General features: G+C 71.0%; 13 protein-coding genes. 7 read left to right on the top strand and 6 right to left on the bottom strand.

The genetic code is table 11. The annotated features are described in order from the left end of the window. Positions 1-145: 145 nt before the first annotated feature. Positions 146-2,275, top strand: coding sequence for an ATP-binding SpoIIE family protein phosphatase (locus N7925_RS18440; RefSeq protein WP_274344498.1), 2,130 nt, complete (start codon positions 146-148; stop codon positions 2,273-2,275). Between the two features lie 155 nt (positions 2,276-2,430). Here N7925_RS18440 and N7925_RS18435 read toward each other — a convergent pair whose 3' ends face one another. From N7925_RS18435 to N7925_RS18425, 3 genes are all read right to left on the bottom strand, one after another. Continuing rightward, the gene (locus tag N7925_RS18435; RefSeq protein ID WP_274344497.1) at positions 2,431-3,579 is read right to left on the bottom strand and encodes an AI-2E family transporter; all 1,149 of its coding nucleotides are present in this window, start codon (positions 3,577-3,579) and stop codon (positions 2,431-2,433) included. A gap of 91 nt (positions 3,580-3,670) precedes the next feature. Continuing rightward, positions 3,671-4,627: a pirin family protein gene (locus N7925_RS18430; RefSeq protein WP_265600651.1), complete on the bottom strand. Its 957-nt coding sequence runs from the start codon at positions 4,625-4,627 to the stop codon at positions 3,671-3,673. A gap of 212 nt (positions 4,628-4,839) precedes the next feature. Further along, positions 4,840-5,307 (bottom strand): SseB family protein, encoded by a 468-nt coding sequence (locus N7925_RS18425; RefSeq protein WP_007447855.1) that lies wholly within the window; start codon positions 5,305-5,307, stop codon positions 4,840-4,842. A 167-nt stretch (positions 5,308-5,474) separates the two neighbouring features. On the opposite strand from N7925_RS18425, the gene N7925_RS18420 reads away from it, so the two are divergent. The 4 genes from N7925_RS18420 to N7925_RS18405 all read left to right on the top strand — a co-directional run bounded on the left by N7925_RS18420 (position 5,475) and on the right by N7925_RS18405 (position 9,722). Continuing rightward, positions 5,475-7,301 (top strand): acyl-CoA dehydrogenase, encoded by a 1,827-nt coding sequence (locus tag N7925_RS18420; protein ID WP_265600650.1) that lies wholly within the window; start codon positions 5,475-5,477, stop codon positions 7,299-7,301. A 109-nt stretch (positions 7,302-7,410) separates the two neighbouring features. Continuing rightward, positions 7,411-8,037, top strand: coding sequence for a Uma2 family endonuclease (locus N7925_RS18415; protein ID WP_265600649.1), 627 nt, complete (start codon positions 7,411-7,413; stop codon positions 8,035-8,037). Positions 8,038-8,097: 60 nt separating this feature from the next. Next, the gene (locus tag N7925_RS18410) at positions 8,098-9,396 is read left to right on the top strand and encodes a M18 family aminopeptidase (RefSeq protein WP_274344496.1); all 1,299 of its coding nucleotides are present in this window, start codon (positions 8,098-8,100) and stop codon (positions 9,394-9,396) included. Positions 9,397-9,497: 101 nt separating this feature from the next. Further along, entirely contained in the window at positions 9,498-9,722 is a 225-nt protein-coding gene (locus N7925_RS18405; protein WP_018957233.1) for a DUF6458 family protein, read from the top strand. A gap of 113 nt (positions 9,723-9,835) precedes the next feature. On the opposite strand, the gene N7925_RS18400 is transcribed toward N7925_RS18405, so the two are convergent. After that, positions 9,836-11,653: an NHL domain-containing thioredoxin family protein gene (locus N7925_RS18400; RefSeq protein ID WP_274344495.1), complete on the bottom strand. Its 1,818-nt coding sequence runs from the start codon at positions 11,651-11,653 to the stop codon at positions 9,836-9,838. 64 nt (positions 11,654-11,717) lie between these two features. Between N7925_RS18400 and N7925_RS18395 the strand changes: the two genes are divergently transcribed. Then, a complete protein-coding gene (locus N7925_RS18395) occupies positions 11,718-12,209 on the top strand; it encodes an LURP-one-related/scramblase family protein (protein ID WP_274344494.1) in 492 nt (163 codons plus the stop codon). Positions 12,210-12,296: 87 nt separating this feature from the next. Here N7925_RS18395 and N7925_RS18390 read toward each other — a convergent pair whose 3' ends face one another. Together N7925_RS18390 and N7925_RS18385 are read right to left on the bottom strand one after the other, a co-directional pair. After that, the gene (locus N7925_RS18390; RefSeq protein WP_274344493.1) at positions 12,297-12,683 is read right to left on the bottom strand and encodes a hypothetical protein; all 387 of its coding nucleotides are present in this window, start codon (positions 12,681-12,683) and stop codon (positions 12,297-12,299) included. Between the two features lie 48 nt (positions 12,684-12,731). Beyond that, positions 12,732-13,523 carry a carbon-nitrogen family hydrolase gene (locus tag N7925_RS18385; protein WP_265600644.1) on the bottom strand — a complete coding sequence of 264 codons (792 nt, stop codon included), beginning with the start codon at positions 13,521-13,523 and terminating at the stop codon, positions 12,732-12,734. Between the two features lie 219 nt (positions 13,524-13,742). Between N7925_RS18385 and N7925_RS18380 the strand changes: the two genes are divergently transcribed. Then, the gene (locus tag N7925_RS18380) at positions 13,743-14,567 is read left to right on the top strand and encodes a maleylpyruvate isomerase family mycothiol-dependent enzyme (protein ID WP_274344492.1); all 825 of its coding nucleotides are present in this window, start codon (positions 13,743-13,745) and stop codon (positions 14,565-14,567) included. Positions 14,568-14,641: the final 74 nt, after the last annotated feature.

Genomic DNA, 14,641 nt, shown 5'->3' with positions numbered 1-14,641 from the left:
CGGTTGGGGGTGGATTGAGCTTCCCCAGGCTACCGCCCGGGACGGGACGCTTCATTTCCCTTTACGTCGCCGTATTCGCCGGCCCCCGGGGCAGGTGGCGGCCCCTCGGTGGCGTCCGCCGAGCACATCTTCCTAAAGTGGGGCAATGCGCACCGAGGAAGTCCTGGCCGCGATCGCGACGGGCCTGTGGCGCTGGGACAACGCAGCCGGCACGGTCACGCTCGACGCGGAGGCGGCCCGGCTGCTCGGGCTGCCCGCCGAGCCGGGCAGCTACCGGGAGTCCACGGTGCGCTCCCGCTTCCACCCGGTCGACTGGAACGAGATCTACGCGGTGGTGAACCTCGCGGTCGCCGAGGGCACTCTCGCCGAGGCGCGGCTCCGCATCGTGGACGAGCGCGGCCGGGTGCTCCGTACCGTGCGCAGCCGCTCCAAGCCGGTCGTGCCGCCGGACCGGGACGCCGACAGCTACGTCCTCTTCGGCACGCTCCAGGAGGTCGCCGAGGCGCAGCCCGGCTCCACCGACGCCGCCCACACGCCGATCACCGGGGACTGGCGCCGGTCCCGGGAGGCGTTCCTGCTGGACGCCGGGCGGGCGCTGGCCGAGGCCCGGTCCACCGCGGAGGTGCTGCGGGTCGCCGGTTCGCTCTCCATGCCCGGCTTCACCCCGGACGGCCTCGCGGTCTTCGGCTCCGCCGGGGAGCGGCTGACGATCATCGGGCACCACGGGCACAGCTCGGAGGACGAGGAGCCCTTCACCGACATGCCCCTGGAGACGGACTACCCGGCCGCCGAGGTCGTCCGCACGGGCCGGGCGATCTATCTCCCCTCCCCCGACGAGTACCGCCGCCGCTACCCGGCCACCTGGCCGCTCGCCCGGCGCTTCGGACGGCAGTCCTGGGCCTTTCTGCCCCTGGTGTCCTCGGGCCGCACGATGGGCGCCTGGATGGCAGGGTTCCAGCATCGGGTGGGGTTCTCCCCCGATGAGCGCGCGGTGCTCTCGACGGTCGCCCGCATGCTCGCCCAGGCCCTGGCCCGCGCCGGGGTGGCCGAGACGGAACGCGAGCTGTCCCTCGGGCTCCAGCGCTCGATGATGCCGACCCTGGGGCCGCAGATCCCCGGCATGACGGTGGCCGCGCGGTACGTGCCGACCGGCGGCGGGCTCCAGGTGGGCGGCGACTGGTACGACATGATCCCGCTGCCCAACGGCCGCATCGCCCTGGTCATCGGCGACGTCCAGGGCCATGATGTGCGGGCCGCCGGGCTGATGGGCCAGCTCCGCATCGCTCTGCGCGCCTACGCCTCCGAGGGGCACCGCCCGGACGCCGTGCTCGCCCGGGCCTCGCGCTTCCTGTCCGGGCTCACCGACGCGTACGAGAGCGTCGAGGGCGACCAGGAGCCCGCGACGCCGCGCTTCGCGACCTGCCTGTACGCGGAGGTGGACCCGGAGGCCGGGACCCTGGACATCGCCCGCGCGGGCCACCCCGACCCGGTGGTGATCAGCGCCGACGGGACCGCGGTGATCCGGCAGACGGCCGGCGGGCTGCCGCTCGGGATCGAGACGGACTCCGACTACCCCACCACCCGGGTGGTCCTGGAGCCCGGCGAGACGATCATGCTCTGCACGGACGGTCTCATCGAGACCGGCGGGCACGACATGGCCACCGGCTGGGACCGGCTGCGCCCGGTCCTGGAGGAGCCCGTCGAGGACCTGGAACTGCTGGCCGACGCCCTGGTCCAGGCCGTGCACGGGCCGACCTCGCACTACACGACGGGGCCGCTCGCGGACCGGCGGGAGGACGACATCGCGGTCCTGGTGCTGCGGCGCGAGAGCATCTTCGCCCGGGAGACGCCGCCCCGCCGCAGCGTCATGACCATCGCGCAGGCCGAGCCCGAGCGGATCTCGGTCGGCCGGCAGCTCGTGCGCGAACTGCTCCACGACTGGCGCGATCCCGAGCAGGTCGACTCGGCGGTCCTGATGGTCTCCGAGATGGCCACCAACGTGCTCGTCCACACCGACGGGGACGCGCTGATGGTGGCGGAGATCTCCGGCGAGCAGGGGAAGCGGCGGCTGCGCGTCGAGGTCGCCGACGCGAGCGACGAACTGCCGCACAAGAGGCGGCCGGGCGAGATGGCGTCCAGCGGGCGGGGGCTGGTGCTGATGGAGATGCTGGCGGACGCGTGGGGGGTGGATCCGCGCGGGGAGGGGAAGTCGATCTGGTTCGAGCTGTACGAGGCGGCCGGGCCGGGGGAGCCGGCGGAGGCCGCGGTCTCCTGAGCCCTGCCCACGGGCTCCGCGGCCCTTGCCTGCCCGGCCCGGCCCTTGCCTGCCCGGCCCTTGCCTGCCCGGCCCCGCGGCCGCGCCGGCGTTCCCGGGCCCCTGCGGCCCTGGCCTCCGGAGCGCTCGGGCTCACCCCCGTAACGGTTCCGTCCTCAAACGCCGGACGGGCTGGGGTGGCTGCCCGAAGGGCCGGGGCCGCCACCAGACGGACTGGGATGGCTGCCTTCCGGACCCGACGTGCTTCCGGGTGGTCCGGGCGGTGGCCCGTACCCCCTGCGCAGCTCCCCCAGGACACCGAAGGCCGCCGCGCACAGGGGCACGGCCAGCAGCATGCCGAGCAGGCCCGCCACGCTCGCGCCCGCCGTCAGCGCGATCATGATCATGGCGGGGTGCATCTGGACCGTACGGCTCTGGATCATCGGCTGGAGCACATGGCCCTCCAGCACCTGGACCGCGAGGACCACCCCCAGGGCCCACAGGGCGATCACGAACCCCCGGTCGGCCAGCGCGACCAGCACCGCCACCGCGCCGGAGAGGAACGCCCCGAGATACGGGATGTACGCGCCGACGAACACCAGGGCGCCGAGCCCCACCGCCCCGGGGACGTCCAGGATCAGCAGGCCCACCGTGATGCACACGGCGTCGATCAGGGCGATGAACGTGGTGCCGCGCATGAAGCCCTCGACGGCCTCGAACGCCCGGCGCCCCATGGCCTCGACCAGGTCCCCGGTGCCGCGCGGGGCCACCGCGTGGGCCAGATTGACCGCCCGGTCCGCATCGCGCAGGAAGAAGAAGGTCAGCAGCAGGGCCAGCACACTGGTCGCCACCAGCGAACCGACCAGGCTGATGCCGCTGAGCAGACCGCCCGCCGCGCTCGCCCCGAACTTCTCGACCAGGTTCTTCGCATTGTCGGCCAGGTCGTCGACGTCCGTGGCCCCCGCGATGTCCAGATGGTCCACGACCCACTGGCCGGCGTCCTTCAGCGAGTCGACGATCTGGGCGCCGGAGTCGACGAGAGCGGTGACGACGATGTACCCGGCACCCCCGACCACCGCGATCAGGGCCGCACAGGTCAGCCCCGCGGCCAGCGACCGGTTGAGCCTGCGGGCGATGAGCCACCGGTGGACGGGGCCGAGCAGCGCGGTGCCGAGCAGGGCGAGCAGCACCGGGGTGACCGCGGTCTTGAGGGCGACGACGAGCCAGATCGCGACGGCGGCGACGCCCACGGCGAGCAGGACGACACCGCACCAGGCGGCCGCGCGGCGGGCGCTCTCGGGAAGGAGGGGCTTGGGTGCGGGCACCCTTCCACCCGATCACGGGGCACGGCGGTCGGCCCGTCCGCCGCCCCCGTACGGGTGACGGGGAGTCACCTGACGGAAGCGGCGGGAGGGGTCACATGCCGTGGACTGCGGGGACCGTGCCCAGGCGGCCGGCCTGGAAGTCCTCGAAGGCCTGCTTCAGCTCGGCCTGACTGTTCATCACGAACGGTCCGTAGTGCGCCATCGGCTCCCGGATCGGACGGCCGCCGAGGAGGACGACCTCCAGGTCCGGGGTGTTGGCGTCCTGCCGCTCGTCCGCGCGGACGGTCAGCGAGCCGCCGGCTCCGAACACCGCGGTCTGGCCCATCGCGACGGGGCGGCGTTCCGCGCCGGCCGTGCCGCGCCCGGCCAGGACGTAGGCGAGGCCGTTGAAGTCCTCGCGCCACGGGAGGGTCACCTCGGCGCCGGGCCGGACGGTGGCGTGGATCATCGTGATCGGGGTGTGGGTGATGCCGGGGCCCTCGTGGCCGTCGAGCTCACCGGCGATGACCCGGAGCAGCGCACCGCCGTCGGGGGAGGCGAGGAGCTGGACCTCGCCGCCGCGGATGTCCTGGTAGCGCGGGGCCATCATCTTGTCGGCCTTGGGCAGGTTCACCCAGAGCTGGAGGCCGTGGAAGAGCCCGCCGGACATGACGAGCGACTCCGGCGGGGCCTCGATGTGCAGCAGGCCCGATCCGGCGGTCATCCACTGGGTGTCGCCGTTCTCGATGGTGCCGCCGCCACCGTTGGAGTCCTGGTGGATGAAGCTCCCGTCGATCAGGTACGTGACCGTCTCGAAGCCGCGGTGCGGGTGCCAGGGGGTGCCCTTCGGCTCGCCGGCGGCGTACTCCACCTCACCCATCTGGTCCATCATGATGAACGGGTCGAGGTGCCGGTAGTTGATGCCCGCGAACGCGCGGCGGACGGGGAAGCCCTCGCCCTCGAATCCGCTCGGCGCGGTCGTGACGGTGAGGACGGGACGGGCCAGGGCCTCACCCGAAGCGGTCACCTTGGGCAGGGTCAGCGGGTTGTCGACGGTCACTGCGGGCATGGAAGCCACCTCCGGGCGAGTGTTCTGCGATCAATTTAGTTGAATGGTGAACATCCCGCAAGGCGTCACGCATTCCCGGGCGGCCACGCCGGTGGGCCCGCCCGTGACCCGACAGCGAAAAGGGCCCGCGCCACTCCCGGCACGGACCCGCGTCCGAACAACGAAACAGCAGGTCAGCGACCCGCTTGTAGGTCCCCCCTACGCATAGGCGCCTACCCGTACATACGGCGCATCGCGAAGTCGACCATCTGCTCGACGGCCTTGGCGTCGAAGACCATCCGGTGATCACCCTCCATGTCCAGGACGAAGCCGTACCCCGTCGGCAGCAGGTCGATCACCTCGGCCCCGGTGATCACGAAGTACTTGGACTCCTTGCCCGCGTACAGCCGCAGCTCCTTCAACGTGGTGAACATCGGGATCACCGGCTGCTGCGTGTTGTGCAACGCGAGGAAGCCCGGATTGTCGCCGCGCGGGCAGTAGACCTTCGACGTGGCGAAGATCTGCTGGAAGTCCTCGGCGGAGAGGGAGCCGGTGGTGAAGGCCCGGACCGCGTCGGCCAGGGAGGGCGGCGACGGTTCGGGATACAGCGGCTGCTCCCCGTAGCCGCCGCCCATCTGACCCATCTGGCCCATCTGACCCATCTGCTGCTGAGCACCAGGGTTCTGGTCGTAGCCGTACATGCTGCAAAGAGTAATCGGACACATCTGCGGCTTGAGGGGTTGCGCCTTATTACTGACGGGTAGCATCATCGTAGAGGTCAGCTGATAGACCTACGCCTGCCTGTCGCCCGACCCGCATCACTCCCCGGGGCGCTGTGCGCCACTGCTATTGATTACGGAGCCTTCCCATGGGGCACTACAAGTCGAATCTCCGCGACATCGAGTTCAACCTCTTCGAGGTCCTCGGGCGCGACAAGGTGTACGGCACCGGTCCGTTCGGTGAGATGGACGTCGATACCGCGAAGAGCATCCTGGACGAGGTCGCGCGCCTCGCGGAGAACGAGCTCGCCGAGTCCTACGCCGACGCCGACCGCAACCCGCCAGTCTTCGACCCGGAGACGAAGACCGCTCCGGTCCCGGCGAGCTTCAAGAAGTCGTACCAGGCCTTCATGGACTCCGAGTACTGGCGCCTGGGCCTCCCCGAGGAGATCGGCGGCACCACCGCGCCCCGCTCCCTGATCTGGGGCTACGCGGAGCTGCTGCTCGGCGCGAACCCGGCCGTGTGGATGTACTCCTCCGGCCCGGCGTTCGCCGGCATCCTCTTCGACGAGGGCAACGACGAGCAGAAGAAGATCGCGGAGATCGCCGTCGAGAAGCAGTGGGGCTCGACGATGGTGCTGACCGAGCCGGACGCCGGCTCCGATGTCGGCGCCGGCCGGACGAAGGCCGTGCGGCAGGAGGACGGCTCCTGGCACATCGAGGGTGTGAAGCGCTTCATCACCTCGGGCGAGCACGACATGTCCGAGAACATCCTCCACTACGTGCTGGCCCGCCCCGAGGGCGCCGGACCCGGCACCAAGGGCCTCTCGCTCTTCATGGTCCCGAAGTTCCACTTCGACTGGACCACCGGCGAGCTGGGCGAGCGCAACGGCGTCTACGCGACGAACGTCGAGCACAAGATGGGCCTCAAGGCCTCCAACACCTGCGAGATGACCTTCGGCGACCAGCACCCCGCCAAGGGCTGGCTGATCGGCGACAAGCACGACGGCATCCGCCAGATGTTCCGCATCATCGAGTTCGCCCGCATGATGGTCGGCACGAAGGCCATCGCCGCCCTCTCCGCGGGCTACCTGAGCGCGCTGGAGTACGCCAAGGAGCGTGTCCAGGGTCCGGACCTGGCGAACTTCATGGACAAGACGGCGCCCAAGGTCACCATCACGCACCACCCCGACGTGCGCCGCTCGCTCATGACGCAGAAGGCGTACGCCGAGGGCATGCGCTCCCTCGTGCTGTACACCGCCTCCGTCCAGGACGCGATCCAGGAGCAGGAGGCCGCGGGCGAGGACGCCAAGGCGCTCAACGGCCTCAACGACCTGCTGCTGCCGATCGTGAAGGGCTACGGCTCCGAGAAGTCCTACGAGCAGCTCGCGCAGTCGCTCCAGACGTTCGGCGGCTCCGGCTACCTCCAGGAGTACCCGGTCGAGCAGTACATCCGGGACGCCAAGATCGACACCCTCTACGAGGGCACCACGGCGATCCAGGGCCAGGACTTCTTCTTCCGGAAGATCGTCCGCGACCAGGGCGCCTCCCTCAACACGCTCTCCGAGGAGATCAAGAAGTTCCTGGCGGGCGCCCACGGCAACGAGGAGCTGGCCCCGGCGCTGGACTCGCTCGCCAAGGCCGCCGTGGACCTGGAGGCGATCGTCGGAACGATGATCACCGACCTCACCGCCACCGGCGAGGACGTCAAGAACATCTACAAGGTGGGCCTCAACACGACCCGCCTGCTGATGGCCTCCGGCGATGTCGTCGTCGGCTACCTGCTGCTCAAGGGCGCGGCCGTGGCGGCCGAGAAGCTGCCGACCGCCTCCGCCAAGGACGTCCCCTTCTACCAGGGCAAGATCGCCGCCGCGAAGTTCTTCGCCGCGAACGTCCTGCCGGGCGTCTCGACCGAGCGCGCGCTCGCCGAGTCGATCGACAACTCCCTGATGGAGCTGGACGAGGCCGCGTTCTAAGGAATCGCTCGCCTGTTTCGTCAACACGCGCCGCCATCCGGAATTCGTTCGGGTGGCGGCGCTGTCGTATCAGCTGGGTACGCTGAGTGCACGGGCCAGGATCCCTTCCATGGGAGGAACCATGACCGCCGAGGCACAGTCCGAAGCGTCGCAGCAGCGGCGCACCAACCCCGGGTGGCCGGTCCCGCCACCGGACGGCTACACCGTGGACGATTTCTTCACGCTTGACGACCTCCCGCCGCACACAGAGCTGATCGACGGGAGCCTGGTTTTCGTGAGTCCGCAGCGAGACTTCCACACGCTGGCGATGTATCTGCTGGAGCAGGGGCTGCGGCAGCACGTGCCGAACGACCTGCGCGTGCGTCGCGAGATGGCGATCGTGCTGGGCAAGAGAAACGCCCCGGAACCCGACCTCGTCGTTGTCAAGGCGGAAGCGATCAAGGGCCGCCGCCAGACCCGCTACGAGGCCGCCGACGTCCTCCTCGCCGTCGAGGTCGTCTCCCCCGACTCCGAGGACCGCGACCGCGACACCAAGCCGCACAAGTACGCGGCGGCCGGCATCCAGCACTTCTGGCTCGTCGAGATGGCCGGCGAGAACGACCGCCCCATGGTCATCACCTACGAGCTCGACCCGGTCAACAAGACGTACGTCTCCACCGGCGTCCACCACGACCGGCTCAAGCTCTCCGCCCCGTACGACATCGACATCGACCTGACCGCGATCGACGAGCTGTAGGGCCACCGAACTCCCCGGTCACCGGATACCGGACCCCGAGTCCTCGTTACAGTGAAGAACATGAGTTCCCCTCCCCGGTTCGACCGCGCGCACACCGATGACCTGATGTCCTTCCTGGCGGCCAGCCCGTCCCCGTACCACGCCGTGGGGAACGCCGCCTCGCGGCTGGAGGAGGCCGGCTTCCGGCAGGTCGAGGAGACCGCCGCCTGGGACGCGTCGGCCGGCGGGAAGTACGTGCTGCGCGGCGGGGCGATCGTCGCCTGGTACGTGCCGGAGGGCGCCGAGGCGCACACCCCGTTCCGGATCGCCGGGGCGCACACCGACTCCCCGAACCTGCGGGTGAAGCCGCTGCCCGACACCGGGGCGCACGGCTGGCGCCAGATCGCCGTCGAGGTCTACGGCGGCACGCTGCTGAACACCTGGCTCGACCGGGACCTGGGCCTGGCCGGGCGGATCTCGCTGCGGGACGGCACCCACCGGCTGGTCAACATCGACCGGGCGCTGCTGCGGGTGCCACAGCTGGCCGTGCACCTGGACCGGTCGGCCAACACCGAGGGGCTCAAGCTCGACCGGCAGAAGCACATGCAGCCGATCTGGGGGCTCGGCGAGGTCGAGGAGGGCGACCTGATCCGGTTCGTCGCCGAGGAGGCGGGTGTCGACGCGGAGGACATCACCGGCTGGGACCTGATGCCGCACGCCATCGAGCCGCCCTCGTACCTGGGCCGGGACCGGGAGCTGGTGGCCGGGCCCCGGATGGACAACCTGCTCTCGGTGCACGCCGCGACCGCCGCCCTGGCCGCCGTCGCCGGGCAGAACGACGCCGACATCCCGTACATCCCGGTGCTCGCCGCCTTCGACCACGAGGAGAACGGCTCCCAGTCCGACACCGGGGCCGACGGGCCGCTGCTGGGCTCGGTGCTGGAGCGCTCGGTGTTCGCGCGCGGCGGCACGTACGAAGACCGCGCCCGTGCCTTCGCCGGCACGGTCTGCCTCTCCTCCGACACCGGCCACGCCGTGCACCCCAACTACGCGGAGCGGCACGACCCGACGCACCACCCGGTCGCCAACGGCGGGCCGATCCTCAAGGTCAACGTCAACATGCGGTACGCCACCGACGGCAGCGGCCGTGCGGTGTTCGCCGCGGCCTGCGAGAAGGCGGGCGTGCCGTGGCAGAGCTTCGTGTCCAACAACGCGATGCCCTGCGGCACCACGATCGGACCGATCACCGCGGCCCGGCACGGCATCCAGACCGTGGACATCGGCGTGGCGATCCTCTCGATGCACAGCGCGCGTGAGCTGTGCGGCGCCGACGACCCGTATCTGCTGGCGAACGCGCTCACCTCGTTCCTCGCGGGCTGACCCGCCCACCCAACCGCCCTCGCACACATGGTTGTTGCCGGGCCGGGTACGCGACCCGTACACCGGCCCGGACTGACCGGGCGGTCGAGGAGGCGTGATTCATGGGACTCGGAGGATGCATTCTGCTGATCGGCGCGGGCGCGATCCTGGCGTTCGCCACCGACTGGCAGATGGACACCGTCAACGTCGACCTGGTCGGCTGGATCATGATGCTCGTCGGCCTCGTGGGGGTCTTCGTCTACATGAGCATCGCGCGGCGCCGCCGTATGGTCGTGCCGCCCACCACCACCACCGTCGTATCGGACGACGAACAGCGCTACCGCTGACGGCCGCGCCCGCACCACCGGACGGCCCGTGCGACAACCGGCCCGCACCACCGCTGACAAGCGCGGGCGGTCCCCAAGGGCGGCCCGGAATGGCGGCCCCTTGGGGGACTGCCTCAGCCCTGCTCGTCCATGCCCGCCAGCACCAGCGGCAGCCGGGGCGTTCCCTTGGCGGTCACGCGGACGGGGACGCCCCAGTCCTGTTGGTGCATATGGCAGGCCGGGTACTCGTTGGCCGGGTCGTCGTCGCAGGACGCCGCCATCGCCGAGACGTGCAGGACGCCCTCGGTGACCCCGTCCGCGAGGACCAGGTCGCGCCCGAGGTCCGTCCCCGCGCCGGAGCCCTCCGCCAGGAGCTCGGGCGGGGTCGCGGAGACGAGCAGCCGGGTCGAGGGGCCGTAGCGGGTGTCCAGCTTCTGGCCCGCGGGCGCCTGGAAGACGACGTCGAGGCGGAGGGTGCCCGGGGCGATCTCGGTCGCGGCCCGCTGGGTGCGGTGCGCCTGGTCGGCGACCCGGACCGCCTCCTCCGGCAGCCGGAGCCGGGTCAGCCGGTGGCGGGCCGACTCGACGACGACCAGATCGCCGTCGACCAGCACCGCGTCGCTGGGCTCGCGGACGTCGGTGGCCAGGGTGGTGACCTCGTCGGAGGCCGGGTCGTACCGGCGCAGGGCGTGGTTGTACGTGTCGCTGATCGCGACCGACCCGTCGGGCAGGGCGGTCACGCCGAGCGGATGCTGGAGGAGTGCCCGGTCGGCGGCACCGTCGCGGTGGCCGAAGTCGAAGAGGCCGGTGCCGACGGCGGTGCGGACGTGCTCGTCGCGGTCGATCCAGCGCAGTGAGGAGGTCTCCGAGTCGGCGACCCAGAGCCGCTCGCCGTCGGCGGAGACGGCGAGTCCGGACGGCTGGGCGAACCAGGCCTCGGCGGCCGGCCCGTCGACCAGGCCCTCGTTGGTGGTCCCGGCGGCGACGCGTACGGTCGCGCTCTCCGGGTCGTACGTCCACAGCTGGTGCACGCCCGCCATGGCGATCCACAGCCGGTCGCCGAACCAGGCGACGTCCCACGGCGAGGAGAGGTCCACCTCGCGCGCCGGACCGCTGGTCGCCGTCCCCTGCCACCACTGGCGGCCGGTCCCGGCGAGGGTGCTGGTAACGCCGGTCGTGAGGTCCAGGGCGCGGAGGGCGTGGTTGACGGTGTCCGCGACGGCGACCCGGCCGTCGGGGAGGACGGCGAGCCCCTGCGGTTCGCTGAAGCGGGCTTCGTCCGGGCCGCCGTCGTGCAGACCGCGTTCGCCCGTGCCGAAGTGGCGGCGTACGGTCTCGCCGTCGGCGTCCAGCTCGACGAGGCGGTGCCGGGTGGTGTCGGAGACCAGGAAGCCCCCGTCCGGCAGGAGCAGCGCCTTGCCGGGGAAGCGCAGATGCGTGGCGACGGGCTCGGGCGCCACGTAGGGGCCGTCACCGCGGCGGAGCGTGCCCTTGGCCCCGTGCTCGGCCTCCAGCTCCTCGACGAGCTTCTCGATGGCGTGCGCGTGGCCCTCGCCCGCGTGCTGGGCGACGACGTAGCCCTCGGGGTCGATCACGACGAGCGTCGGCCAGGCGCGTACGGCGTACTGCTTCCAGGTGGCCAGCTCGGGGTCGTCGAGGACGGGGTGGTGGACCTCGTAGCGCTCGACGGCGTCGACGACGGCCTGGTGCTCGGCCTCGTGGACGAACTTCGGCGAGTGGACGCCGACGATCACCACGGTGTCGCGGTGCTTCTCCTCCAGCTCGCGCAGCTCGTCCAGGACGTGCAGACAGTTCACACAGCAGAACGTCCAGAAGTCGAGGATGACGATGCGTCCCCGCAGGTCAGCGAGGGTGTACTGCCGGTCGCCTGTATTGAGCCAGCCGCCCTTGCCGATGAGTTCGGGGGCGCGGACGCGTGCACGTGATGCCATGCCACCAGTCAACACCGTGACCGCCTGCACGCATTCCGCAGGACCCCGCGGGAACCTGTGACGCATGAGACTTCTCGTACGTGAGCGGCTGTTCGCCATCGGCGACGACTACTGGATCGAGGACGACGGGGGCCGCAAGGTCTTCCTGGTCGACGGCAAGGCGATGCGGCTGCGCGACACCTTCGAGCTGAAGGACGCCGACGGCCGGGTCCTGGTCGAACTACGGCAGAAGCTGGTCAGCCTGCGCGACACGATGCTCATCGAGCGGGGCGGGGAGGAGCTGGCCAAGGTCAAGCGCAAGCGGCTGTCGCTGCTCCGCAACCACTACCGGGTGACGTTGGTGGACGGCACGGAGCTGGACGTCAGCGGCAGGATCCTGGACCGCGAGTTCGCCATCGAGTACGACGGCGAGCTGCTGGCCCAGATCTCGCGCCGCTGGCTGACCCTTCGGGACACGTACGGCATCGACGTCGTCCGGGACGACGCCGACACCGCGCTGCTCATCGCGGTGGCGATGTGCGTGATCGTGCTGGCGGACAAGGAGCACGAGGACTGAGCGCCCGCCCGCGCACGGGAGTTCGTTGTTTCACGTGAAACGTCGGGCACGGGCCGTAAGGTCCCCGAGAGCCGGGGGCGGGGGTGCTCATCCCGCCTGTCGCGCGGCGGCCCGCCGGTCCGCCTGGACGAAGGCGGTCGCCGTGAGGGCGACGGTGGCCGCGAAGGAAACCGCGAGCGTCGGGTTGAGCCAGGAGGGGACGACCCGACTGGTGAACTCCCCGCCGTCGGTGGTGCGGCACAGGATGTGCACCGGGAGGTAGCTCACCTCGTGCGTCTCCACGTGAGTGCCTTCCGGCACGTTGGGCGCGTACACGCACTGGTGCATGGGCGTCGAGTTCGTTCCCGACCCGACCTCGCTGACCGTGAGGCCCACGAGGAGGAGGCCGAAGAGGTAGAGAACGACCGTGACCGAGGCGGCGAAGATCGCCGTGCCCCGCAGCAACGTCGATTCGGCGGCGCCCTGTTCAGCCATGGCGCTCACTGTAGACAGGGCGTCCCGCCCGCCCGCACCGGGCAGCCCTCAGAGCGGCGGCGCGAGCCCCAGTCGGCGGTCCTTGAGCGCCGGGAACTGCTCCCGGGTCGCGCGCACCTTCGCCGGGTCCAGCTCGACGGTCAGGACCTCCTCGTCCGCGCCCGCCTGGGCCAGCACCTCGCCCCACGGGTCGACGACGATGCTGTGGCCGGCCTGCTGGATGTCGCCGTGGGTGCCCGCCGTCCCGACGGCCAGCACGTACGCCTGGTTCTCCACGGCACGGGCCTGTGCCAGGAGCGTCCAGTGGGCGCGCCGGCGCTCGGGCCAGCCCGCCGCGACGACCAGCATCTCGGCACCCGCGTCGACGAGCCCCCGGAACTGCTCGGGGAAGCGCAGGTCGTAACAGGTGGCGAGGCCCAGGGTGGTGTCGGGCAGGGCGACGGTCACCAGCTCCTCGCCCGCGCCCATCATCACCGCCTCGCCTTTGTCGAAGCCGAAGCGGTGGATCTTGCGGTACACGGCCGTGCGCTCGCCCTGGGGCGAGAAGACCAGGCTGGTGTTGTAAAGGGTGCCGTCGTCCGCCCGTTCGACGAAGGAGCCGGCGTGCAGCCAGGTCCCGGCCTCGGCGGCGGCCTTCGCCATCACCTCGTGCGTGGGGCCCTCCAAGGGCTCGGCCTCCGCCTCGAAGGCGGTGTAGGCGAATGCCCCGACCGGCCATAGTTCTGGGAGAACCACCAGGTCAGCGCCGCGCTGGGCGACTACCAACGAGGCCGCTCGCGCCCTGCGGGCATCGACGGATTCGTCCGGGTCCACTGCGATCTGGATGAGGGAGGCGCGCACACTACCACCGTCCTGGCATTCGAGCCGTCAACACGGGCCTACGATCGTCACACCAAAGCACTGCCGGGGTGCCTGCTCGCAGCGTAACTTGGACCCATCGTCGGTGGGTCCGGCGGTCGAACCTCCCACGCAGCTCGCCGACAGCGCCGTCAGTGCCAGCCCGCCCGCCAGCACTCCTGCTCTCCAGCCCATGCACCGCAGAACCGCACGAGGGGTCCCGTGACCGTCCATCCCAGCCTCCAGCCCTACACCGACGCCGCGACCCACTCCATCGAGGCGATAGCCGAGCTGGTGAAGCCCCTCCCCGAGGGTGAGTGGAACCGCCGAACGCCCTGCCCGGGATGGTCGGTGCGCGACATCGTGTCGCACGTCATCGGCATGGAGTGCGAGATGCTCGGCGATCCCCGGCCGATCCACACCCTGCCGCGCGACCTCTACCACGTGCAGAGCGACTTCGCCCGCTACATGGAGATGCAGGTCGACGTCCGGCGGCACCACACCTCCCCGGAGATCACCTCCGAGCTGGAGTACGTCCTCATCCGCCGGGCCCGCCAGATCCGCAACGAGTCGCGCAGCCCCGAGACCAAGGTCCGCGCGCCGCTGGGCGCCGAGCAGACCCTCGAAACAGCGCTCAATCTGCGGGCGTTCGATGTCTGGGTGCACGAGCAGGACCTGCGCGCCACGCTCGGGCAGCCCGGCAACCTGGACTCTCCCGGCGCCCTGATCACCCGCGACATGCTGCTCGCCGGACTGCCGAAGGTGGTGGCCAAGAAGGCCGGCGCCCCCGCGAATTCGGCGGTCGTCTTCGACGTGCACGGGCCGGTGGAGTTCCTGCGGACGGTACGGGTCGACGCGGAGGGCCGCGGTTCGGTGGACGGCGCGCCCTCGCTCGGCCCCGCCGTGACGCTGTCGGTGGACTGGGAGACGTACGTCCGGCTCGCCTGCGGCCGGGTCCGCCACACGGCCGTCGCGGACCGGATCAAGGTCGAGGGCGACCAGGAGCTGGCCACCGCGATCCTGGACAACTTCGCCGTGACCCCGTGATCTCGCGACTACCTGACCCCCTGGCCCCCTGGCCCCCTGGCCCCGTGAGTACCTGACCTCGTGACCTCGTAACA

The organism is Streptomyces sp. CA-278952, from assembly GCF_028747205.1.
Lineage (GTDB): Bacteria > Actinomycetota > Actinomycetes > Streptomycetales > Streptomycetaceae > Streptomyces.
This window is presented reverse-complemented; position numbering and strand designations above follow the sequence as displayed.